This window comes from Aeromonas sp. s10 (assembly GCF_040907975.1).
Taxonomy (GTDB): Bacteria; Pseudomonadota; Gammaproteobacteria; order Enterobacterales; family Aeromonadaceae; genus Aeromonas; species Aeromonas caviae.
Genome location: NZ_JBFOCV010000015.1, coordinates 1 through 20,678 on the forward strand (window position 1 = coordinate 1; position 20,678 = coordinate 20,678).

General features: G+C 60.6%; 21 protein-coding genes. 5 read left to right on the forward strand and 16 right to left on the reverse strand.

The window, feature by feature from the left end:
* Positions 1-325 precede the first annotated feature (325 nt).
* From AB5Y59_RS03960 to AB5Y59_RS03985, 6 genes are read right to left on the reverse strand one after another with little or no spacing between them, the layout of a single operon-like run.
* Positions 326-1,504, reverse strand: coding sequence for a hypothetical protein (locus tag AB5Y59_RS03960; protein ID WP_368211508.1), 1,179 nt, complete (start codon positions 1,502-1,504; stop codon positions 326-328).
* A gap of 2 nt (positions 1,505-1,506) precedes the next feature.
* Positions 1,507-2,169 carry an energy transducer TonB gene (locus tag AB5Y59_RS03965; RefSeq protein ID WP_069651568.1) on the reverse strand — a complete coding sequence of 221 codons (663 nt, stop codon included), beginning with the start codon at positions 2,167-2,169 and terminating at the stop codon, positions 1,507-1,509.
* Positions 2,166-2,567 carry a biopolymer transporter ExbD gene (locus AB5Y59_RS03970; RefSeq protein ID WP_010672232.1) on the reverse strand — a complete coding sequence of 134 codons (402 nt, stop codon included), beginning with the start codon at positions 2,565-2,567 and terminating at the stop codon, positions 2,166-2,168. The genes AB5Y59_RS03965 and AB5Y59_RS03970 overlap by 4 nt, the downstream gene beginning before the upstream one ends.
* The gene (locus AB5Y59_RS03975) at positions 2,564-3,094 is read right to left on the reverse strand and encodes a MotA/TolQ/ExbB proton channel family protein (RefSeq protein ID WP_010672233.1); all 531 of its coding nucleotides are present in this window, start codon (positions 3,092-3,094) and stop codon (positions 2,564-2,566) included. The genes AB5Y59_RS03970 and AB5Y59_RS03975 overlap by 4 nt, the downstream gene beginning before the upstream one ends.
* Positions 3,091-4,398 carry a MotA/TolQ/ExbB proton channel family protein gene (locus AB5Y59_RS03980; protein WP_368211509.1) on the reverse strand — a complete coding sequence of 436 codons (1,308 nt, stop codon included), beginning with the start codon at positions 4,396-4,398 and terminating at the stop codon, positions 3,091-3,093. Before AB5Y59_RS03980 ends, AB5Y59_RS03975 begins: the two co-directional genes overlap by 4 nt.
* On the reverse strand, positions 4,395-5,156 hold the full coding sequence (locus AB5Y59_RS03985) for a DUF3450 domain-containing protein (RefSeq protein WP_041212057.1): 762 nt from the start codon (positions 5,154-5,156) through the stop codon (positions 4,395-4,397). The genes AB5Y59_RS03980 and AB5Y59_RS03985 overlap by 4 nt, the downstream gene beginning before the upstream one ends.
* 211 nt (positions 5,157-5,367) lie before the next feature.
* On the opposite strand from AB5Y59_RS03985, the gene AB5Y59_RS03990 reads away from it, so the two are divergent.
* Complete coding sequence (locus AB5Y59_RS03990) at positions 5,368-6,144, forward strand: LuxR family transcriptional regulator (protein WP_010672236.1); 777 nt, start codon at positions 5,368-5,370, stop codon at positions 6,142-6,144.
* A gap of 60 nt (positions 6,145-6,204) precedes the next feature.
* Here the strand turns inward: AB5Y59_RS03990 and glmS are convergent, their stop codons facing one another.
* Complete coding sequence (gene glmS / locus AB5Y59_RS03995) at positions 6,205-8,037, reverse strand: glutamine--fructose-6-phosphate transaminase (isomerizing) (RefSeq protein ID WP_010672252.1); 1,833 nt, start codon at positions 8,035-8,037, stop codon at positions 6,205-6,207.
* 55 nt (positions 8,038-8,092) lie between these two features.
* Positions 8,093-8,866 (reverse strand): DeoR/GlpR family DNA-binding transcription regulator, encoded by a 774-nt coding sequence (locus AB5Y59_RS04000; RefSeq protein WP_010672253.1) that lies wholly within the window; start codon positions 8,864-8,866, stop codon positions 8,093-8,095.
* A 122-nt stretch (positions 8,867-8,988) separates the two neighbouring features.
* Here AB5Y59_RS04000 and blrA point away from each other — a divergent pair, with 122 nt between their 5' ends.
* The 4 genes from blrA to creD all read left to right on the forward strand — a co-directional run bounded on the left by blrA (position 8,989) and on the right by creD (position 13,526).
* The gene (gene blrA, locus AB5Y59_RS04005) at positions 8,989-9,663 is read left to right on the forward strand and encodes a beta-lactam response regulator transcription factor BlrA (RefSeq protein ID WP_041212060.1); all 675 of its coding nucleotides are present in this window, start codon (positions 8,989-8,991) and stop codon (positions 9,661-9,663) included.
* 34 nt (positions 9,664-9,697) lie between these two features.
* Positions 9,698-11,119, forward strand: coding sequence for a beta-lactam sensor histidine kinase BlrB (blrB, locus tag AB5Y59_RS04010; protein ID WP_069651571.1), 1,422 nt, complete (start codon positions 9,698-9,700; stop codon positions 11,117-11,119).
* A 99-nt stretch (positions 11,120-11,218) separates the two neighbouring features.
* Positions 11,219-12,013 carry a class D beta-lactamase OXA-1161 gene (locus tag AB5Y59_RS04015; protein WP_151027527.1) on the forward strand — a complete coding sequence of 265 codons (795 nt, stop codon included), beginning with the start codon at positions 11,219-11,221 and terminating at the stop codon, positions 12,011-12,013.
* A 121-nt stretch (positions 12,014-12,134) separates the two neighbouring features.
* On the forward strand, positions 12,135-13,526 hold the full coding sequence (creD, locus tag AB5Y59_RS04020; protein WP_324046300.1) for a cell envelope integrity protein CreD: 1,392 nt from the start codon (positions 12,135-12,137) through the stop codon (positions 13,524-13,526).
* 51 nt (positions 13,527-13,577) lie between these two features.
* Here the strand turns inward: creD and glmU are convergent, their stop codons facing one another.
* The 8 genes from glmU to atpE all read right to left on the reverse strand — a co-directional run bounded on the left by glmU (position 13,578) and on the right by atpE (position 20,676).
* Positions 13,578-14,939 (reverse strand): bifunctional UDP-N-acetylglucosamine diphosphorylase/glucosamine-1-phosphate N-acetyltransferase GlmU, encoded by a 1,362-nt coding sequence (gene glmU / locus AB5Y59_RS04025; protein ID WP_324046299.1) that lies wholly within the window; start codon positions 14,937-14,939, stop codon positions 13,578-13,580.
* Positions 14,940-15,032: 93 nt separating this feature from the next.
* The gene (locus AB5Y59_RS04030) at positions 15,033-15,461 is read right to left on the reverse strand and encodes a F0F1 ATP synthase subunit epsilon (protein WP_010672259.1); all 429 of its coding nucleotides are present in this window, start codon (positions 15,459-15,461) and stop codon (positions 15,033-15,035) included.
* A gap of 18 nt (positions 15,462-15,479) precedes the next feature.
* On the reverse strand, positions 15,480-16,868 hold the full coding sequence (gene atpD, locus AB5Y59_RS04035; protein WP_010672260.1) for a F0F1 ATP synthase subunit beta: 1,389 nt from the start codon (positions 16,866-16,868) through the stop codon (positions 15,480-15,482).
* Between the two features lie 33 nt (positions 16,869-16,901).
* Positions 16,902-17,768 carry a F0F1 ATP synthase subunit gamma gene (atpG, locus tag AB5Y59_RS04040; protein WP_010672261.1) on the reverse strand — a complete coding sequence of 289 codons (867 nt, stop codon included), beginning with the start codon at positions 17,766-17,768 and terminating at the stop codon, positions 16,902-16,904.
* Between the two features lie 42 nt (positions 17,769-17,810).
* Positions 17,811-19,352, reverse strand: coding sequence for a F0F1 ATP synthase subunit alpha (atpA, locus tag AB5Y59_RS04045; RefSeq protein ID WP_010672262.1), 1,542 nt, complete (start codon positions 19,350-19,352; stop codon positions 17,811-17,813).
* 15 nt (positions 19,353-19,367) lie between these two features.
* Positions 19,368-19,901: a F0F1 ATP synthase subunit delta gene (gene atpH / locus AB5Y59_RS04050; RefSeq protein WP_052815148.1), complete on the reverse strand. Its 534-nt coding sequence runs from the start codon at positions 19,899-19,901 to the stop codon at positions 19,368-19,370.
* A 13-nt stretch (positions 19,902-19,914) separates the two neighbouring features.
* On the reverse strand, positions 19,915-20,385 hold the full coding sequence (gene atpF, locus AB5Y59_RS04055) for a F0F1 ATP synthase subunit B (protein WP_010672264.1): 471 nt from the start codon (positions 20,383-20,385) through the stop codon (positions 19,915-19,917).
* A gap of 51 nt (positions 20,386-20,436) precedes the next feature.
* Positions 20,437-20,676: a F0F1 ATP synthase subunit C gene (atpE, locus tag AB5Y59_RS04060; RefSeq protein ID WP_010672265.1), complete on the reverse strand. Its 240-nt coding sequence runs from the start codon at positions 20,674-20,676 to the stop codon at positions 20,437-20,439.
* Between the last annotated feature and the right edge of the window lie 2 nt (positions 20,677-20,678).

The following is a 20,678-nucleotide window of genomic DNA, read 5'->3' on the forward strand; positions in this document are numbered from 1 at the left end:
CATTGAAAATCAAAAATTGTTTTTGATGCTCGATGCTGTGAGTGCCCACACAGATTGCTTGATTCAAATTGTTAAAGAGCGTCACGCTTATCGCGCTTAGGAGGCGCATCTTACGCGCCTCACTTCGAAAGTCAAGCGGTTGTTTTCGCTTTTCTTTCGGCGCCCACTTCGCTAGGAAGCTGGCTCATCAGGTTGGCGTGTTCCGCCGTGCTGGTAGGGGCGCATTATAGGGAGCCGCGCCGCGATGACAAGGGCTTTTTGTAAAAATGCGCTCGTTTGCTGAAAAAGCAGGCTAAACCCCATGAAATGAGAGTTTACCCCAGTTTCATGCCGATTTTTTGTTCATACCGTCAGTCTGGGCCTGAATGTAGTTGACCCAGCTGGTCGCCCTGTCTTGCCAGTTGTTCTGCTGTTGCAGCTCGCGAGCCAACACCAGCGCCTGAGCATATTGTTCTTTATTGAGGTGTGCCTGCACCAGCAGGGCCTTGGCTCTGTTGCCCTGCTCTCCCTTCACTGACTTGATGGCCGCGAGCTGGGTCATGGCGGCATCCGTCTTGCCCTGTTGCAGCAGCAGTTCGGCGGCACGCATGGCGGCCTTGGGGTGAGCATGTTCCCGGGCAAGCAGTTGCCAGCTGTCCACAGCCTTCGGCCACTCACGTGCCCCTTCCCACAACTGGGCCAGCAATTGGCGATTCTCTGCGCTCTGCTTCATCTGTCCCTTGGCCATGGCAGACTCCAGCAGACGCGCACCGCGATAGGGCAGTCCCTGCCAGGCATACAGGCGGATTAGCTGGTTGCGGGCGGCGGCATCATCCATCAGTTGACGGTCGATGGCAGTTTGCAGCAGTGCAAGCGCTCGATCACCACGCTTGGCGGAGAGATTGAGCGACACAGCCTGCTGCCACCACTTGCTCTCTTTTGGCTCGCGGCGGATCAACTCTTCGGCCTGATCCGCAGCCACGCCGTAACGCTGCAATGCAGTGAGGGAGGAGAGGCGGATGATGGTTGCCTGCTTCTGCCAGCTTTTCTTCAACAGTTGTTCACTCTGGCTGGCTGCCTCGCCGTACTGCTTGTTGTGGTAATAGAGGCCAGCCAAGCGCAGACGCAAGGCATCGTCAGCCTTGATGGCCAATGCGGCCTTGTAGCTGGCGATGGCGCCGGGCCAGTTGGATTGCTGGGCCTGGATATCCCCTCGCAGACGCAACAACTGAAGTCGTTGCTGCTCTGGCCACTCTTTATAGGCAAGAGCCTGCTCCACGTAGCGACTCGCCTGTGCGGTCTGCTGCAGGTTGGCGGCCAGAGAGGCCTGTAACTGCGCCAGCCAGGCGTGCTCAGCCTCGGAACCGGGTTTGAGCACAGCCGCCTTGCTCTGGGCCTGTTGCCACTGGCCAGATTGATAGAGCTTCATCACGGGCTCCAGCTGGCGGGAGAAATGAGGGCTCACCTCCATCGCCAGACAGGCTTGGCTGACCAGGGCCAGCAGACAGATCCAGATCCGCAACATGGTTATGACTCCAATTTGAATTTGAGCGTGATGACTTGCACCAGCTTGTCGGTGGCGCCCGGCCTAGGCTGATAGCGCCACTTGTTGATCGCCTGAATGGCCGCTCGCTCGAACTGGCGCTTCGGCTTGGCCTCGACAACCTCCACATCCTGTACCCGGCCGTCGGCATCGACGCTGAAACGCAAGGTCACGGACCCCTCGATGCCGGCCTGCTGGGCCCGGTAGGGATAAACGGGCTCAACCCGTTGCAGTGGCATCAGCATGTCGCCGGCACCGATCCCGGTACCCTGCTGCTGACCATGGAAATTGCCGCTCGCGACCGGAGTGGGACTGGTCGCCACGCCAGGGGCAGAGACCTGTACCGCACTCAGGGTCGAGACCAGATCCAGGCTCGGCTGTACCGAAGGCAGCGGAGCCGCCGCCGGCATGGGCATCGGTGTCGAAGCCAGCGCGGCAGGCGGCTCCGGCAAGGGTTCCGGCTCCTGGGGTACCGGCCGCTCACGCACCTGTACCTCGGTCACCTCGTTCTGCATGTTGATGACGATGGATTTCTGCTCTGTGGTCGCCTTCTCTCCTCCGGGCGGCTCCACCAGGGTGGCCATGAACAACAGGATGCCCAGACTGAGGGTGATCCCCAGTCCCAGGCTCATCAACTTGTGTTTCATTTCGGTGCCACCGCCACGGCGATGTTGGCGATGCCTGCCGCCTTGGCTTCATCCATCACCCGCACCACCTTGCCGTGGGGTACCCGTTCATCGGCCTGGATCACCAGGCTTGCCTCGGGCTGCTCCGCCAACAGTCGGGCGAGGGTGGCCTGCACCCGCTCCACATCCACCTGTTTGCGGTCGAGGAAGATCTGCCCCTGAGCGCCGATCGCCAGCATGATGCTGGACGATTTCTGCGCCTTGGCCTGGCTGGCCTGGGGTCTGTGTACCTCAAGCCCGGCTTCGCGCACGAAGGAGGTGGTCACGATGAAGAAGATCAGCATGATGAAGACGATATCCAGCATGGGGGTCATGTCGATCTGCACTTCATCGCGCTGGCGTTTGGATTGCCGTCTCATTGCATTACCTTCTCTTCTCGCAGGCCGTCCCGGGTCTTGGCCAGCGCACGCTTGGCCTGACTCTCGAGCCGGCTAAGTAACAACACGCCGGAGAGGGCCACCACCATGCCTGCCATGGTGGGGATGGTGGCGCGGGAGATCCCGCCCGCCATGCTCTCCGGGTTAAAGCGGTTGGCCGCAGCCAGCGCATCGAATACGCCTATCATGCCGGTCACTGTACCCAGCAACCCCAGCATGGGGCAGAGCACCACCAGGGTGCGGATGAAGATCAGATGACGGTTGAGCGCCAGCTCCACTTCTGCCAGCCAGCGCCCGCGAATCGCGCGAGCGTGCCAGCTGTGACGCTCGCGACGCGCCTGCCAGCGGCCCAGCAGCTCACGCTGCAACGGTGCAAACCCCAGGTTGAGGTAGAGCAGCCGCTCGATCATCAGAATCCACATCAGCACCAGCAAGGCCAGAATGACCCAGAGCACCGGGCCGCCACGGCCCATGAAGCTCTGCAACTGCTGCCAGATGTCGAGCATCATGCTACCCGCTCCACCCTGTCACCATTGCTTTCGGCCCGCTCGGCCAGGATCCCGGCCACCTGCTGTTCCAGCACGTTGGAGAGCTCGGTGAAACGGGACTGCAACAGGCTGTGGGCCAGGATCAGCGGAATGGCCGCTACCAGACCCTGCACCGTGGTGACCAGGGCCATGGAGATGCCGCCCGCCATGATCTTGGGATCGCCGGTACCGAATTGGGTGATGGCCTGGAAGGTGCCGATCATACCGGTCACTGTCCCGAGCAGACCCAGCATGGGGGCGATGGCCGCGATCACCTTGACCATGCCGATGCCGCGCTCCAGGCGAGGGGTCTCCTGCAGGATCGCCTCATCCAGACGCAGTTCGAGGGTCTCCATGCTCAGTTCTGGATGCTTGTCAGCCACCGTCAGCACCCGGCCGAGGGCGTTGTCGGCATGATATTCACCGCTCTTGAGCTGGCGACGAACCCGACCCAGTTCGCGGGAGAGGCTCCACAACCGTACTCCAGCGATCCCCAGGCCGATGGCGGCCAGCAGCACGATGATGGCGCCGACCTGGCCGCCCTGCTGGACTTGCTGCCAGAAGGTGGGCGCCTGGGCCAGCATATCGAGCAGAACACCGTGGGAGGGATCCAGCGGCAACGCTTCTCCCTCCTGACCCTGATAAGCGGCCACAGCGGAAAGCACGCTGCCTGGCAGGCCCAGCACCGGACTCAGGCCTTCGGCCCCCGGTTGCAAGAAACCAGCATCGCCCAGCAGGGCGAAGCTGCCGATCCGGGTCAACGTCTGCTCGCTGGCAACGCCCTGGGCATCGAGCACCTTGCCGTTGAACTGGGCAACCCGGCCCGATTCGCGGATCTCCTGCAGCAAGGTGGCTGGCAGCAGGGCAAGGGCGGCGCGATCCGGCACCTGTTTATCCTGTGCCATGGTTTTCAGCGGGGCGAGACGATCAGGATACTGGCCCTCGACGGCGGATTCGCTCAGCAACTTGACCGCATCGCTGGCGCCCTGACGGGTGACCGCAAAGATGTCGTTCATGTCGCCGGATGCTTGATCCCACTGGGTATTGAGCTCCACCAGCTGCTTTTCATTGGCCGCGAACTGACTGGCCAGCTCCTTGCTCAGGCGCTGGGCCTCGGCCAGCTTGGCACGGGCAGTGCTCAGCTCCCTGGAGACCGATGCCAGATCCTGCTGAGCCTTCTGCTCACGGGCCTGTTCCTGCTGCTGCCAGGCTTCCTCGGCCACGGCAGCTGTGGAGCCCAGAGAGAGGGCGAGGGCAAGGGGTAACCACTTCATGGTGACGCTCATGACTGGGCCTCCTGACCACGGCTGACGGAGAGGGGGACATTCAACAACTGGGGAACTTTCTTGTCGGCAGCCATTTCCAACGCCTCGGCGATGGGGGAGAGCCACTGGCCGTCGAGGGCTTGCCACTGCTTGTGCTCGGCAGACCAGCGCCACGCCTGGGAGCGATCGGCGGTCATCGCCAGCAGGGAGACCCGGCCCAGTGCCAGCACGTCGACCCGGCGCGGTGCGCCATCCAGCACCAGCTCGGCGGAATAATGGTCCAGCCTGCTGCCGTATTCGGCTTCAATCTGATAGGCCTGCAATAGCTGGCGGAACTTCTCCGCCTCGCTCACATCGGCTCTGGCCAGCGTCGCTTTCAAGGCAGCAACCCGCGCCAGACGATCCTCCCTGCGCAGCGGGATGTCATCCTGTACCAGCTGTTCCAGATCGGCTTGCATCTGCAGCATCAGGGGGACAAGCCCCTGTCTGGTCTCCTGTACCGCCTCCAACTGCTGGTTCAGCTTGCCAAGCTCGTTTTGCTGATCGGCCACCAGAGACTGCATGTAGCGGTTGTAGGCTTCCAGATCCCGCAGTTGTAGTTGGGCATTTTGCAGCTCAATCCTGGCGGCGACGGCGCCATCGGCGGCTTTCTCCACACGCAGCTGGGAGGCTTTCCCATCGGCGATACTGTTCTTCAATGCTGGCGCAACCACCTCTTCGGCGGACACGACGCAATGAACGGCCATGGGTAACAAGGCCAGACCCCAAAACTTGTTCATGATATAAATCTTAACAATGATAACTATTCTCATTGTCTCAAAGAGTAGGGTCACTGGCAATCAGATGATTTTCTTGGCCTCTGGCCGAAAAAACAGGATACTTTTTAGACAAGTACGGGAATAACTGGCGTTGGTAGTCGCAACACCATTTTAAATAACTAAAAAATGTCTTTTCGATCAGCAAGATAAGTGATCGAAAAAGGAGACTTACATGTTTAACGATGCGATCTGGGAACACATAGATCGGTTCACCAAGGCGAAGAAGACCAGCGAGATCCAGCAACAACTGGAGCGCTTCAGTCATCAGATGGGGTTTGATTACTTCCGTTTGCTGATTATTTTCCCCATCAGCATGCAGAAATCCCATGTGGCCTTGTTCAACAACTGCCCCACCAGCTGGTTTGATGCCTATTCGGAACGGCACTACCTGACCCAGGATCCGGTCGTCTTCCTGGGACTGAAGCAGACCCAGCCCATCTTCTGGAACAAGCTCGATTGCGATGCCCCCTGGTTGCCCAGCGCCAGCAGGGAGGTGATGAACCTCGCCGCCGACTTCGGGGTGAGGAACGGCGTCTCCTTCCCGCTGCACACACCTCAGGGGGAACACGGCATCCTCTCTTTCATCAGCAAGGAGAAGTCCAATTCCGATCTGATGTTTGAAAACGTTCCCCTGCTGTCATTCTGCGCCAGCTACATCTTCAACTCGGCCCTGACCCTCATCAAGGCCAGGCCAGACCTGATGAAATACCTGGCCGAGCTGTCGGATCGGGAGAAGGAGTGCCTGTTCTGGGCCAGCGAGGGCAAGACCTCCTGGGAGATCGCCACCATCCTCGGCATCAGCGAGCGAACCGTGAACTTCCACCTCAATCAGGTCACCAACAAGACGGACTCGCGCAACCGCAACCAGGCGATTGCCAAGAGCATCTCCAGCGGCATCATTGTGCCTTCCCTGGACGACGTGACCATAACCAACCTGCGGCTGTCGTAGCCTGTTTTGCCAAAACCAAAAGAGCCGCAATGCGGCTCTTTTTTCATTTCCGGCGACGGCTTATTCCACAGTCACGGATTTGGCCAGGTTGCGTGGCTGATCCACGTCGGTGCCCTTGATGAGGGCGACGTGGTAGGAGAGCAGCTGCAGCGGCACGGTATAGACGATCGGCGCGATCATCTCTTCCACGTGGTTCAGGCTCATCACCCGCATGGTCTCGTCGCTCTTGAAACCGGCGTCCGCATCGGCGAACACATAGAGGATCCCGCCACGGGCACGCACCTCTTCCACGTTGGACTTGAGCTTCTCCAGCAGATCGTTGTTCGGCGCCACGACGATGATGGGCATCTCGGCATCGATCAGCGCCAGCGGGCCATGCTTCAACTCACCGGCGGCATAGGCCTCGGCGTGGATGTAGGAGATCTCCTTGAGTTTGAGCGCCCCTTCCATGGCGATGGGGTACTGGCTGCCACGACCGAGGAACAGGCTATGGTGCTTGTCGGCAAACTCTTCGGCCAGAGTCTCGATCTGCTTGGCCAGGGCCAGGCTCTCCTTGATGCGCACAGGCAGGGCTTGCAGCGCCTTGACCAGTTCGGCCTCGGCGGCGGCGCTCAGGTTGCCACGGCAGTGACCGACTGAGGCCACCAGCATCAGCAGACCAGCCAGCTGGGTGGTGAACGCCTTGGTGGACGCCACCCCGATTTCTGCCCCCGCACGTGTCATGAAGGCCAGGTCGGATTCGCGCACCAGGGAGGAGCCCGGTACGTTGCAGATGGCCAGGGAGCTCATGTAACCGGACTCCTTGGCCAACCGCAGGGCGGCCAGGGTATCGGCGGTTTCTCCGCTCTGGGAAAGAGTCACCAGCAGGCTGTTGGGGCGCACCACGGACTTGCGGTAGCGGAACTCGGAGGCGATCTCCACGTCGCAGGAGACGCCGGCGATCTCTTCAAACCAGTAGCGGGCCACCATGCCGGAGTTGTAGGAGGTGCCGCAGGCGACGATCTGGACGTGCTCGACCTTGTCGAAAATGGCGCGGGCGCCGTTGCCGAAGGACTCGACCACCACGTGATCGCTGCCCAGGCGGCCTTCCAGGGTGTTGGTGATGGCCTTGGGCTGCTCGTAGATCTCCTTGAGCATGTAGTGTCGGTATTCGCCCTTGTCACCGGCATCGTGGGAGAGCTCGGACTCCAGCTCTTCGCGCACCACGGCCTCGCCGTGGGTATCGAAGATGTGCACGTCGCGGCGGGTCACTTCGGCCACATCGCCCTCCTCCAGGAAGATGAAGCGGCGGGTCACCGGCAGCAGGGCCATCTGGTCGGAGGCGATGAAGTTCTCGCCGATGCCGCGGCCGATCACCAGGGGGGAGCCGGAACGGGCCACCACCACGCGGCTGTCGTCACGGCTGTCCATCACGACTGTGCCGTAGGCGCCGCGCAGCTGCTTCACCGCTACCTGCATGGCCGCCAGCAGGCTGGGGGCGGATTTCAGCTCGTGGTGCACCAGGTGGGCGATCACTTCGGTGTCGGTGTCGGAGCTGAAGACATAGCCCAGCGCCTTCAACTCTTCCCGCAGCTCTTCGTGGTTCTCGATGATGCCGTTGTGCACCACCACGATATGCTCGGAGACGTGGGGGTGAGCATTGCGCTCGGACGGCTCGCCATGGGTAGCCCAGCGGGTGTGGGCAATGCCGGTACCACCGTGGACGGACTGCTCCTCCAGCGCCTTGGCCAGCTCGGCCACCTTGCCGAGGCGACGTACCCGCTGCAGCGGCTGGTTGGCGCTGAACACGGCGACACCGGCCGAATCGTAGCCACGGTATTCCAGACGGCGCAGACCCTCTACCAGGATTTCAGCCACATCACGTTGGGCGACGGCCCCGACGATGCCACACATAGACTTCTCCTTGAAACGTAAGACGTTAATTCGGTTGGATAATGGTTTGTTCAAATCACACGGCCACGGGAGCGCAAATCAGCGTGATCCCCCTGGCCTGAATCTGTTCTCTGGCCGCATTGCTCAGCCCCTCGTCGGTCACCAGGGTATGGATGCCGGACCAGGGCAGCTCGAGATTGGGGATCTTTCGGCCGATCTTTTCCGACTCCACCATGACGATGACCTCCCGTGACACTTCGGCCATGACCCGGGAGAGGCCCACCAGCTCGTTGAAGGTGGTGGTGCCCCGCTCCGGGTCGATGCCATCGGCACCGATGAAGAGCTGGTCGAAGTCATAGGAGCGCAGCACCTGCTCCGCCACCTGACCCTGGAATGATTCGGAATGGGGATCCCAGGTCCCGCCAGTCATCAGCAGGGTGGGCTCGTTTTCCAGCTCGCGCAGGGCACCGGCCACATTGAGGGAGTTGGTCATGACGATGAGGCCGCGCTTGTTGCCCAGCATGGGGATCATGGCGCTGGTGGTGCTGCCGCTGTCGATGATGACGCGGTTGTGATCGCGGATCCGCTCGGCGGCGGCGCGGGCAATGGCCAGCTTTCGATTCGAAACTTGTTCCGGGTTGCTGTCCACCACCATCTCGCTGGGGAGGGGAACGGCACCGCCGTAGCGACGCAGCAACAGGCCACCGGTCTCCAGCACCGCCAGATCCTTGCGGATGGTCACCTCGGAAGTGGCGAAGTGTTTGGCCAGGGCATCGACGCTGACTTCCCCCTGCTCCTGCACCAGACTCACTATGGTGTGACGGCGCTGCTGTGTGTTGCGTTTGGTCATCTTTAAGTTTCGATTCGAAAGAATGGCGAAATATTAATGCCTTTTCGGGAAAAATCAAACGGCAAATAGGATCCGATTTGGTTCGATGCCAGAATGAGGAGCCGATTTGCGACGAGGACGCCATGCAAAAACGACTCATCTGGCTGGTGGAAGATGAAGCCAGCATTGCCGATACCCTGATCTATGCCCTGCAGACCGATGGTTTCGAGGTGGAGTGGTTTCCCCTCGGTCAGCCGTTGCTGGCGCGACTGGAACAGACGCGACCGGATTTTTTGATCCTGGATGTGGGGCTGCCGGACATCAGCGGTTTCGAACTGTGCAAGCGGGTGCGGGCACTGACCGATATTCCCCTGATGTTTCTCACCGCCCGCAGCGAGGAGATAGACAGGCTGATCGGGCTGGAGATAGGGGCAGACGACTATGTGGCCAAACCTTTCTCGCCCCGTGAGGTATGCGCCCGGGTGCGGGTCATCCTGCGCCGCAGCCAGCCCGCCCCCTACCAGCCGATACAGCCACTCGCCCTGGACGAGGAGCGGGCACGAATCTGCTTCCTGGGCCAGCCCCTGACGCTCACCCGCTATGAGTACCTGCTGCTCAAGACCCTGATGCTGGCGCCGGGTCGGGTCTACTCCCGCCAGCAGCTGATGGATCTGGTGTGGCAGGATGCGGAAGAGAGTCTGGATCGCACCGTCGACACCCACATCAAGACCCTGAGAGCCAAGCTGCGGGAGCGGGACCCTGACGCCAACCTGATCCTGACACACCGCGGGCTGGGCTACAGTCTGGAGCTGGCATGAACTCAGGGTGGCCGGGCATCGGTAGGGGGATGAGATGAGAATCGGATTGCAACTGCTGTGCGGCCTGGTGCTGATCTTCGCCCTGGCCGCCTGGTTCGTGCTGGAGATCTTCGTCGAGGAGATCAAGCCCGGGGTACGCAGCGCCACCGAAGATACCCTGGTGGACATGGCCCAGATGCTGGCCCCCCTGGCCCTGGACGACATGCAGGAAGGAAAGATGGCGAATGGCCGGCTGGCCAGCGCCTTCGCCCGCCTCAACCAGAGTCCCATCAATGCCCTCATCGATGGCCACCTCAAGCAGCAGGCGGAGTACCGCATCTATGTGACCGACGCGAAGGGCAGGGTGGTCTACGACTCGGACGGGGTGGATCTGGGCAAGGACTACTCGCGCTGGAACGACGTCTACCTGACCCTGCGTGGCGAATATGGCGCCCGCAGCACCCGCAGCGACCCCGACGATGCTGCCAGCTCGACCATGTATGTGGCAGCTCCGCTGCGGGAAGGGGCCGAGATCATCGGCTCCCTCACCGTCGCCAAGCCCAACAGCACCCTGCAGCCCATGATAGAGCGCAGCGAACAGCAGTTGCTGAAAGGGGCGGCCCTGCTGCTGTTCATCTCGCTGCTCATCGGCGCCTTGCTGGTGTGGTGGCTCAACCGCGCCATCGGCAAGCTGGTGCACTATGCGGATGCAATCAGCCAGGGTCAGCCCGCCAGCCTGCCGCGCCTCTACAGCCCCGAACTGGACAGGCTAGGCCACTCCCTGGAGACCATGCGCCGCCAACTGGACGGCAAGGCCTATATCGAGGCCTATGTCCACAGCCTGACCCACGAGCTCAAAAGCCCGCTGGCGGCCATTCGCGGGGCGGGGGAGATCCTGGCCGAGGCGCCGCCGCCGGAGGTGGCCGCACGCTTCATCGGCAACATCAATCTGGAGACGGCCCGCATGCAGCAGCTGATCGAACGCATGCTGCAACTCGCCCGCCTCGAATCAGGGCAGGGGCTGGACAGACAATCCGTTGAGCCGGCCCGGCTGGGCAGACGGGTGCTCGACGCCCGCCAGATCCAGGCCCAGCGCCGCCAGATCGCCCTGCACGCCGAGCTGGGGGAAGGTCAGAAGCAGAAGTGGGATCCCCTGCTGGTGGAGCAGGCCCTTGGCAACCTGCTGGACAACGCCCTCGATTTCGCCCCCGCCGGCAGCACCCTGGTGCTGAGCGGCGCCATGGAGGAGGGGGGTTATTGCTTCCGGGTGCGGGATCAGGGGCCAGGCATTCCCGACTTTGCGCTGCCCAGGATTTTCGAGCGTTTCTACTCCCTGCCAAGGCCAGACAAGGGAAAAAGCAGCGGCCTCGGGCTCAGTTTTGCCATGGAGGTGGCACGCCAGCATGGCGGCCATCTTGCTCTTGCCAATCAGCCGGATGGGGGGGTGCTGGCCACACTCTGGCTGCCCGGCAACTGAGGACACTTCACACCAAGCACACAGAGCCGGGCTAAGCTGCACCTCCTCGATGACGACCTTCCCCATCGATGCGCATTCATATTAATCAAGGAGATAGATATGCCCCGTATGCTGTTGTCCGGTCTGCTTGCCGCCGGCCTCTTCTGTGCACTGCCTGCCAGCGCCGCTTCTGGCTGCATGCTGTTTGCCGATGGAACCGGCAAACCCGTCAGCACCCAGGGGGACTGTGCCGCCCAGTTGACCCCGGCCTCCACCTTCAAGATCCCGCTGGCACTGATGGGCTATGACAGCGGCTTCCTGGTGGATGAACAACTGCCGGCCCTGCCGTTCAAGGCCGGTGATCCTGATTTCCTGCCGGAGTGGAAACAGACCACCACCCCGAGCAGCTGGATGCAATTCTCGGTCATCTGGTACTCGCAGCGCCTCACCGAGTGGCTGGGAGAGGCTCGCTTCCAGCACTACGTGGACAGCTTCGACTACGGCAACCGGGATCTCGAAGGCAACCCGGGCAAGCACGACGGTCTGACCCAGGCCTGGCTCAGCGCCAGCCTCGCCATCAGCCCCCAGGAGCAAGCCCGCTTCCTTGGGAAAATGGTGAGCGGCAAGCTGCCGGTCTCCGCCAAGACCCTGCGCCATACCGCCAACCTGATGCGTCAGCCCGACATCGACGGTTGGCAGATCCACGGCAAGACCGGCATGGGTTACCCCAAGCTGCTGGATGGCAGCCTGGACAGGGAGCAGCAGATCGGCTGGTTCGTCGGCTGGGCCAGCAAACAGGACAAGACGCTCATCTTCGTCCACACCGTTATCCAGAAGCCGGGCAAGCAGTTCGCTTCCCTCAGGGCCAGGGAGGAGGTGTTCGCCGCCCTGCCGGCCCGGTTGAAGACACTCTGATGCCAGCAACACCGGCGCCTGGCGCCGGTTTTTTTATCCCCCTTCACCACCACTTCACACTGCCCCATCCTCCCTTCACGCGACCCCGGCACACTCCCGTTCAACAACAAGGAGACGTGTCATGGTCAAACAGATTTTCACCCACAAGATCGCCCTGCTGCTGTTGCTCTGCCTGCTGATGATGATCCCGGTTCACGCCATCATGGAGCTGAATCGGGAGCGCCAGGCCTATCGCAATCAGGCCATTCACAGCATCATGGCCAGCCACAGCGGGCCTCAGCGCCTGATGGGGCCCGTACTGGTGCAGCCCTATACCCGGGCCGTCACCGTCGAGCAGGATGGCAAACATTTCGTGCGCAAGGAGCAGGTCTATCGCTACCTGCTGCCCCAGAGGCTGGACGTGCGGGCCAGCATGGAGGTGACCCCGCGCAAGCTCGGCATCTATCAGGCCCAGATTTATCACAGTCGCCTCTCCCTCTCCGGCCTGATGCCCACCAGCCTGGCTGACAAGGGGCTGGTGGCCGGCAACCCGAACCTGAGCTTCGACCCGGCGGATCCCGCCCTGGTGCCGGGCAAACCCTATCTCAGCCTGATCCTCTCCGATGCCCGGGGCATCAGCCGCGTACCCGAACTGCAATGGGGAGAGCAACGCATCCCGTTTGCCCCTGGTGCCCAGCTGGGGGACGGGCGAGTGGGGATCCATGCCCCGCTCGACGCCTTGCCAGACGAAGATGGCCGCTTTCACATCGAGCTGGATCTGCAGGGCATGAACGCGCTGGAAGTGGTGCCGCTCGGACAGGACAGCCGGTTTCACCTGAGCGGCAACTGGCCCCATCCCAATTTTCTCGGCGACTTTCTGCCCGGTGAACGCACCCTTGCGGATCAAGGGTTCGAGGCAAGCTGGCAGACCAGCTGGTTCGCCACCGACATGGAGAGCCGCTTCAACCGCATGATGAAGGGAGCGGGCACCAAACTGCCGTCATTCAGCGTCAGCCTGGTGCAACCGGTGGATCACTATCAGCTGAACGAGCGGGCCGCCAAATATGCCCTGCTGTTCATCGGCCTCACCTTCATCAGCTTCTTCATGTTCGAGCTGCTCAAGGGGCTGCGGGTACACCCCATCCAGTACGCGCTGGTGGGCATGGGGCTGGCCATCTTCTATCTGGTGCTGCTGGCGCTGACCGAGCATCTCGGCTTTGCCTGGGCCTATCTCATTGCCGCCCTGGCCAGTGTGGCCCTCAACGGCTTCTACCTGAGCCATGTGCTGGGCGGCCTAAAACAGGGCATGGGATTCGCCGCCCTGCTGGGGCTGGTCTACGCCATCCTGTTCGGGCTGCTGCAGGCCGAGGAGACAGCCCTGTTGCTCGGCGCCCTGCTGCTGTTCGCCACCCTGGCGCTGGTCATGGGGCTGACTCGCAAGCTCGACTGGTATCAGGTGATGGAGAACAGTCCCTCCGCCACCGCATGGGCGGCCCCCCAGCCATCGACCAGTGACGCCAGCCATCAGCCATAAGCAAAAAAACCGGCACCCTCGGGCGCCGGTTTGCATTTCATTGATCGGGCATCACTTCTTCTTGACCGGACGGGGCCAGTTGGGAATGTGGCGCTGGGGCACCCGGGTGATCACCAGCTCGTTTTCCGCCACATCCTTGGTGATGGTGGAACCCGCCCCCAGGGTCGCCCCCTTGCCGATCCGCACCGGCGCCACCAGCTGGGTATCGGAGCCGACAAACACATCGTCCTCAATGATGGTCTGGAACTTGTTCACCCCGTCGTAATTGCAGGTGATGGTTCCAGCACCGATGTTCACCTTGGCACCGATCTCCGCATCCCCCAGATAGGTCAGATGACCGCACTTCGAGCCCACCCCCAGCCGAGCCTTCTTCATCTCGACGAAGTTGCCGACATGGGCATCCTGCTCCAGCACGGCACCCGGGCGCAGGCGGGTAAAGGGCCCGACCGAGCACTGGTCGGCAATTTGCGCACCTTCGATGACGGAGTAGGGTTTCACCTCGGTGTGGTCGCCGATCACGCAATCCTTCAGCACGCTGCCGGCACCGATGCGCACGTGATTGCCAAGCACCACCTTGCCTTCGATGATGACGTTGACGTCGATCACCACCTCCTCCCCGATTTCCAGGGAACCCCGCAGATCGAAACGGGCCGGATCGATCAGGGTGGCACCGGCGATCATCAGCTTCTCGGCTTGCATCTGCTGGTAGCTGCGCTCAAGCGCCGCCAGTTGCACCCGGTTGTTGGCCCCTTCCACTTCCATGGCGTTGTCAGGGTGGACGGCGGCGATGGCACAGCCATCCCCATGGGCCATGGCGATGACGTCGGTCAGATAGAACTCGCCCTGGGCATTCTTGTTGTCCAGGCGGGAGAGCCAGCTGCGCAGCTGACCACCGTTGGCCACCAGCACGCCGGTGTTCACTTCACGGATGGCAAGTTGCTCGGCGTTGGCATCCTTCTGCTCGACAATGCCGACCACCTGACCATGTTCCCGCACGATGCGGCCATAGCCGGTCGGGTTGTCCAGTACCACGGTCAGCAGCGCCATGCCATCGTCGGTCTTGGCGGCCAGCAACCGTTGCAGGGTCTCGGGCTGGATCAGCGGGGTATCGCCGTAGAGCACCAGCACGTCGTCTTCGTCATGCCAGAACGGAATGGCCTGGGCGACGGCATGGCCGGTCCCCAGTTGCTGGGCCTGCAGCACCCAGTTCAGGTCGGATGCCTGGATCCGCTCCTTCAGCAGTTCGGCGCCGTGGCCATAGACCAGGTGCAGCTGTTCGGCACCGATCTGGCGGGCGGTCTCGATCACATGGGAGACCATGGGCTTGCTGGCAACGGGGTGCAGCACCTTGGGCAGGGAGGAACGCATGCGGGTGCCTTTGCCCGCAGCCAGGATCACGACGTTGAGAGACATAGCTAGCCTTTGAAACAGGTGGAAATGCTGGGCGGAGTCTATCCAACGGGCAAAAAAAAAGCGACCCGAAGGTCGCTTTTTGCATCACCGTGATTAACGGTAATTCTTTTTGACGATATCGATAACCCGCAACTGGGCCATCGCTTTGGCCAGCTCGGCAGACGCCTGAGCATAGTCGATATCACCATGGGAGCTGTTGATCCGCTCTTCGGCACGACGCTTGGCTTCCTGGGCTTTCGCCTCATCCAGATCGTCGGCGCGAATGGCAGTATCGGCCAGCACGGTCACGGCTTCGGGTTGTACTTCCAGCATACCGCCGGAGATGTACAGCACCTCTTCGCTACCATTTTGCTTGATCAAGCGGACCAGGCCCGGCTTGATGGCAGTCAGCAACGGAGCATGACCGTGGCGGAGACCCAGCTCACCTTCGGAGCCTGATACCTGGGCAGATTGCACGCGACCGGAAAACAGTTTTCCTTCGGCGCTCACCACATCCAGGTGAAAGGAGATCATCTCAGCCATGGGCCCTCCTATCGAGGCTTACAGTTTCTTGGACTTCTCGACGACTTCGTCGATGCCGCCAACCATGTAGAACGCCTGCTCCGGCAGATCGTCATACTCGCCCTTCAGGATGCCCTGGAAGCCACGGATGGTTTCCTTCAGCGGCACGTATTTGCCCGGAGAACCGGTAAATACTTCGGCCACGAAGAACGGCTGGGACAGGAAACGCTCGATCTTACGGGCACGGGCTACGGTCAGTTTGTCTTCTTCTGACAGTTCATCCATACCCAGGATGGCGATGATGTCCTTCAGCTCCTTGTAGCGCTGCAGTACGGTCTGAACGCCACGAGCGGTCTCGTAGTGCTCCTTGCCAACCACCAGCGGATCCAGCTGACGGGAGGTGGAGTCCAGCGGGTCAACGGCCGGGTAGATACCCAGTGCCGCGATCTGACGGGACAGTACGACGGTCGCATCCAGGTGGGCGAAGGTGGTCGCCGGAGACGGGTCGGTCAAGTCATCCGCAGGCACGTAAACGGCCTGTACGGAGGTGATGGAACCGGTCTTGGTGGAGGTGATGCGCTCTTGCAGAACACCCATCTCCTCGGCCAGGGTCGGCTGGTAACCTACTGCGGAAGGCATACGGCCCAGCAGTGCGGATACTTCGGTACCGGCCAGGGTGTAACGGTAGATGTTGTCCACGAAGAACAGCACGTCACGACCTTCATCACGGAACTTCTCGGCCATGGTCAGGCCGGTCAGCGCCACGCGCAGACGGTTTCCGGGCGGCTCGTTCATCTGACCGTAAACCAGAGATACTTTGTCCAGTACGTTGGACTCCATCATCTCGTGGTAGAAGTCGTTACCCTCACGGGTACGCTCACCTACACCGGCGAACACGGAGTAACCGCTGTGCTCGATCGCGATGTTACGGATCAGCTCCATCATGTTGACGGTCTTGCCTACACCGGCGCCGCCGAACAGACCAACCTTACCACCCTTGGCGAACGGACATACCAGGTCGATAACCTTGATGCCGGTCTCCAGCAGCTCGGTGCTGTTGGACTGATCTTCGTAGCTGGGGGCTTCGCGGTGGATGGACCAACGCTCTTCTTCGCCGATCGGACCCTTCTCGTCGATGGGGTCGCCCAGTACGTTCATGATACGGCCCAGGGTCGAGGTACCGACCGGTACCTGGATGGCCTTGCCGCTGTTAACTACTTCCAACCCACGACGCAGACCGTCGGAGGAACCCATGGTGATGCAACGCACGACGCCGCCGCCGATCTGTTGCTGAACTTCCAGTACCAGACCCTGGCCTTGGCCTTCGCTGACAACCTTCAGTGCATCGTACACCTGGGGCACGGCATTCTGCGGGAACTCGATGTCCACCACAGCGCCGATGATTTGGACGATGAAACCGTTACTCATGTCAAATCCTCTAAACCTTTGATAACCCTTGCCTTACACCGCAGCAGCACCGGAAACGATCTCTGTGAGCTCCTGGGTAATACTGGCCTGACGGGCCTTGTTGTATACCAGTTGCAGATCGTTAATCAGGTTGCCGGCGTTGTCAGTCGCGGCTTGCATGGCAACCATTCGGGCTGCCTGTTCACTTGCCAAGTTTTCTACCACACCCTGGTAGACCTGGGATTCGACGTAGCGAATCAGCAGGGTATCCAGCAGTTGCTTGGGATCCGGCTCATAGAGGTAGTCCCAGTGGTGCTTCTTGGCGAGCTTGCTGTCTTCTGTTACGGGCAAAGGCAGCAGTTGATCGACTTTTGGTTGCTGAACCATGGTGTTGACGAACTTGTTGTACACCAGATACAGCCTGTCAATCTCACCGTTGTCGTAAGCCTTCAGCATGACCTTCACTGAACCGATCAGGTCATTGACGCTCGGGTTGTCACCCAGTCCGGAGACGTGGGCTTTCACCTTGGCGCCGTGCCGTTCAAAGAAGTTGGAGGCCTTGTTACCGATCAATGCCAGGTCAACCTTGGCACCTTTCGCGCTCCATTGCTTCATATCATTGAGGGCAGCCTTGAACAGGTTGATGTTCAGACCACCACACAGGCCACGGTCGGTGGAGACGACGATGTAACCCACTCGCTTCACCTCACGTTCGATGAGGTAGGGGTGCTTGTATTCCAAGTTCCCCTGAGCGATATGGCCGATCACCTTGCGCATGGTTTCAGCGTACGGACGGCTGGCAGACATGCGTTCCTGCGCACGGCGCATCTTGCTCGCTGCCACCATTTCCATAGCGCTGGTGATCTTCTGAGTGTTCTTCACACTCCCGATCTTGTTACGTATCTCTTTTGCGCCGGCCATCTCTTCTCTCCATCAGGTGGCAGCTTGCGCTGCCACACACGCTTACCAGGTCTGGGTTGCCTTGAAGTCATCCAGCAACGCAGTCAGCTTGCCAACGATCGCGTCGTTGTAGTCGGCCTTGGCATTGATTTCAGCCATCAGCTCGGCATGCTGGGTATTGGCGTAAGAGAGCAGAGCGGCTTCGAAGTCGACGATCTTGCTCAGTTCGACATCGGCGAGATAACCCTTCTCGGCGGCGAACAGCACCAGGGATTGCTGGGCCACGCTCATCGGAGAGTACTGCTTCTGCTTCATCAGCTCGGTGACTTTCTGACCGTGATCCAGCTGCTTGCGAGTGGCATCGTCCAGGTCGGAAGAGAACTGGGCAAATGCCGCCAGTTCGCGGTACTGAGCCAGCGCGGTACGGATACCACCGGACAGCTTCTTGACGATCTTGGTCTGAGCAGCACCGCCCACACGGGATACGGAGATACCCGGGTCAACCGCCGGACGAATACCGGAGTTGAACAGCTGGGAGGTCAGGAAGATCTGGCCATCGGTGATGGAGATCACGTTGGTCGGAACGAACGCGGAGACGTCACCGGCCTGGGTTTCGATGATCGGCAGGGCGGTCAGGGAACCGGTCTGGCCTTTCACGGCACCGTTGGTGAACTTCTCTACGTACTCGGCGTTGACGCGAGCAGCACGCTCCAGCAGACGGGAGTGCAGATAGAAGACGTCACCCGGGTAAGCTTCACGTCCAGGCGGACGGCGCAGCAGCAGGGAGATCTGGCGATAGGCAACGGCCTGCTTGGACAGGTCATCATAGATGATCAGTGCGTCTTCGCCGCGGTCACGGAAGTACTCGCCCATGGAGCAACCGGCGTAGGGAGCCAGGTACTGCAGAGCAGCCGCTTCGGAGGCAGAAGCCACGACCACGATGGTGTTGGCCAGGGCGCCGTGCTCTTCCAGCTTGCGCACCACGTTGGCGATGGTGGAGGCCTTCTGGCCGATCGCAACGTAGACGCACTTAATGCCGGAATCTTTCTGGTTGATGATGGTGTCGATGGCGATGGCGGTCTTACCAACCTGGCGGTCACCGATGATCAGCTCACGCTGGCCACGACCGATAGGGATCATGGCATCGATGGCTTTCAGACCGGTCTGGACTGGCTGGTCAACAGACTTACGCTCGATAACGCCCGGGGCGATCACTTCGATCGGCGAGAAGCCGTCGTTGTCTACCGGACCCTTACCGTCGATCGGCTGACCCAGGGTGTTGACCACCCGGCCCAACAGACCACGACCGACCGGCACTTCCAGAATGCGGCCGGTACCCTTTACCTTCATCCCTTCGGCCAGATCGGCATAGGGACCCATTACTACGGCACCAACGGAGTCACGCTCCAGGTTCAATGCCAGAGCGAAGCGGTTGCCCGGCAGCTCGATCATCTCACCCTGCATGGCATCGGCCAGACCGTGGATACGAATGATACCGTCGCTTACAGAAACGATGGTACCTTCGTTACGCGCTTCGCTTTTGACATCAAACTGCGCAATGCGCTGCTTGATCAGCTCGGCGATTTCAGTGGAATTCAGTTGCATGCTCTAATACCCCAATCAAGATTGCAGCGCATCGGCCATGCGATCCAGCTTACCGCGGACCGTGCCGTCGATAACGAGATCACCGGCCTTGATGAGCACCCCGGCCATCAAGGACGCATCTGTGCTGCAATTCAGCTTCACTTTGCGCGCGAGACGTTGTTCCAGAGAAGCCTGAATATTGGCTTTCTGCTGGTCGGTCAGTTCGATCGCCGAAATCACGTCAGCCTGAACTTCTTTGTCCAGTTCAGCCTTGAGTGCGACGAATTCGGTAACGACCGCCGGCAGCACACCCAAGCGACCATTCTCGGCCATCACCCGGATCAGGTTCTGACCGTGCTCGTTGAGCTGCTCACCGCAGACACCGACAAACAGCTTTGCCAGTTCTTCGGCAGCAACGGAGCCGTTTACCAGGCTGTGCATGGTCTCGTTTTCTGCCACCTGAGCGGCGAAATCGAGCATCTCCAGCCATTGGTCAACCGCCTTGTGCTCAACGGCAAACTCGAAAGCAGCCTTGGCGTAGGGGCGAGCGATTGTAGTCAGTTCAGACATAGCCCCGTTCCCGTTACAGTTCTGCTACCAGTTTGTCGACGATGTCGCTGTTGGCAGCCTGGTCGATTTGGCGTGCCAGGATCTTCTCTGCACCCGCGATGGCAAGAGCAGCAACCTGCTTGCGCAGTTCTTCTTTGGCACGATGACGTTCAGCTTCGATCTCTGCACGGCCCTGAGCCAGGATTTTCTCCCGCTCAGCTTGGGCTCCGACAGCAGCCTCATCAATGATCTGGGCCTTGCGTTTGTTGGCCTGATCGATGATTTCAGCAGCCTGAAGCTTGGCTTCTTTCAGCTGATCGGTGGCGTTGGCCTTGGCCAGCTCCAGATCTTTCTTGGCACGCTCTGCAGAAGAGAGGCCGTCAGCTATTTCTTTCTGACGGGCTTCGATGGCAGCCATCAGCGGCGGCCATACGTACTTCATGCAAAACACTACGAAGATGAAAAAAGCAACTGCTTGGCCGAGGAGGGTGGCGTTGATATTCACAGCCGATGTCCTCTTTAGTTAGTTAATGGGTTCTGCGTGAGTCGTAATGACTTAGGCAACCGCAAACATCACATACAGACCCAGACCAACGGCGATCATCGGGATCGCATCCACCAGACCCATCACGATGAAGAACTGGGTACGCAGAACAGGGATCAGGTCAGGTTGACGAGCTGCACCTTCCAGGAACTTGCCACCCAGGATACCGATACCGATGGAGGCGCCGATAGCCGCCAGACCCATCATCATTGCAGCAGCGATGTACAGCAGGTCCATGTTCAAGTTTTCCATGA

What these genes read in the sequence shown, in the direction of transcription:
- AB5Y59_RS03960 (WP_368211508.1), bottom strand. Translation starts at nt 1,504, where the DNA reads ATGTTGCGGATCTGGATCTGTCTGCTGGCCCTGGTCAGCCAAGCCTGT.
- AB5Y59_RS03965 (WP_069651568.1), bottom strand. Translation starts at nt 2,169, where the DNA reads ATGAAACACAAGTTGATGAGCCTGGGACTGGGGATCACCCTCAGTCTG.
- AB5Y59_RS03970 (WP_010672232.1), bottom strand. Translation starts at nt 2,567, where the DNA reads ATGAGACGGCAATCCAAACGCCAGCGCGATGAAGTGCAGATCGACATG.
- AB5Y59_RS03975 (WP_010672233.1), bottom strand. Translation starts at nt 3,094, where the DNA reads ATGATGCTCGACATCTGGCAGCAGTTGCAGAGCTTCATGGGCCGTGGC.
- AB5Y59_RS03980 (WP_368211509.1), bottom strand. Translation starts at nt 4,398, where the DNA reads ATGAGCGTCACCATGAAGTGGTTACCCCTTGCCCTCGCCCTCTCTCTG.
- AB5Y59_RS03985 (WP_041212057.1), bottom strand. Translation starts at nt 5,156, where the DNA reads ATGAACAAGTTTTGGGGTCTGGCCTTGTTACCCATGGCCGTTCATTGC.
- AB5Y59_RS03990 (WP_010672236.1), top strand. Translation starts at nt 5,368, where the DNA reads ATGTTTAACGATGCGATCTGGGAACACATAGATCGGTTCACCAAGGCG.
- glmS (WP_010672252.1), bottom strand. Translation starts at nt 8,037, where the DNA reads ATGTGTGGCATCGTCGGGGCCGTCGCCCAACGTGATGTGGCTGAAATC.
- AB5Y59_RS04000 (WP_010672253.1), bottom strand. Translation starts at nt 8,866, where the DNA reads ATGACCAAACGCAACACACAGCAGCGCCGTCACACCATAGTGAGTCTG.
- blrA (WP_041212060.1), top strand. Translation starts at nt 8,989, where the DNA reads ATGCAAAAACGACTCATCTGGCTGGTGGAAGATGAAGCCAGCATTGCC.
- blrB (WP_069651571.1), top strand. Translation starts at nt 9,698, where the DNA reads ATGAGAATCGGATTGCAACTGCTGTGCGGCCTGGTGCTGATCTTCGCC.
- AB5Y59_RS04015 (WP_151027527.1), top strand. Translation starts at nt 11,219, where the DNA reads ATGCCCCGTATGCTGTTGTCCGGTCTGCTTGCCGCCGGCCTCTTCTGT.
- creD (WP_324046300.1), top strand. Translation starts at nt 12,135, where the DNA reads ATGGTCAAACAGATTTTCACCCACAAGATCGCCCTGCTGCTGTTGCTC.
- glmU (WP_324046299.1), bottom strand. Translation starts at nt 14,939, where the DNA reads ATGTCTCTCAACGTCGTGATCCTGGCTGCGGGCAAAGGCACCCGCATG.
- AB5Y59_RS04030 (WP_010672259.1), bottom strand. Translation starts at nt 15,461, where the DNA reads ATGGCTGAGATGATCTCCTTTCACCTGGATGTGGTGAGCGCCGAAGGA.
- atpD (WP_010672260.1), bottom strand. Translation starts at nt 16,868, where the DNA reads ATGAGTAACGGTTTCATCGTCCAAATCATCGGCGCTGTGGTGGACATC.
- atpG (WP_010672261.1), bottom strand. Translation starts at nt 17,768, where the DNA reads ATGGCCGGCGCAAAAGAGATACGTAACAAGATCGGGAGTGTGAAGAAC.
- atpA (WP_010672262.1), bottom strand. Translation starts at nt 19,352, where the DNA reads ATGCAACTGAATTCCACTGAAATCGCCGAGCTGATCAAGCAGCGCATT.
- atpH (WP_052815148.1), bottom strand. Translation starts at nt 19,901, where the DNA reads ATGTCTGAACTGACTACAATCGCTCGCCCCTACGCCAAGGCTGCTTTC.
- atpE (WP_010672265.1), bottom strand. Translation starts at nt 20,676, where the DNA reads ATGGAAAACTTGAACATGGACCTGCTGTACATCGCTGCTGCAATGATG.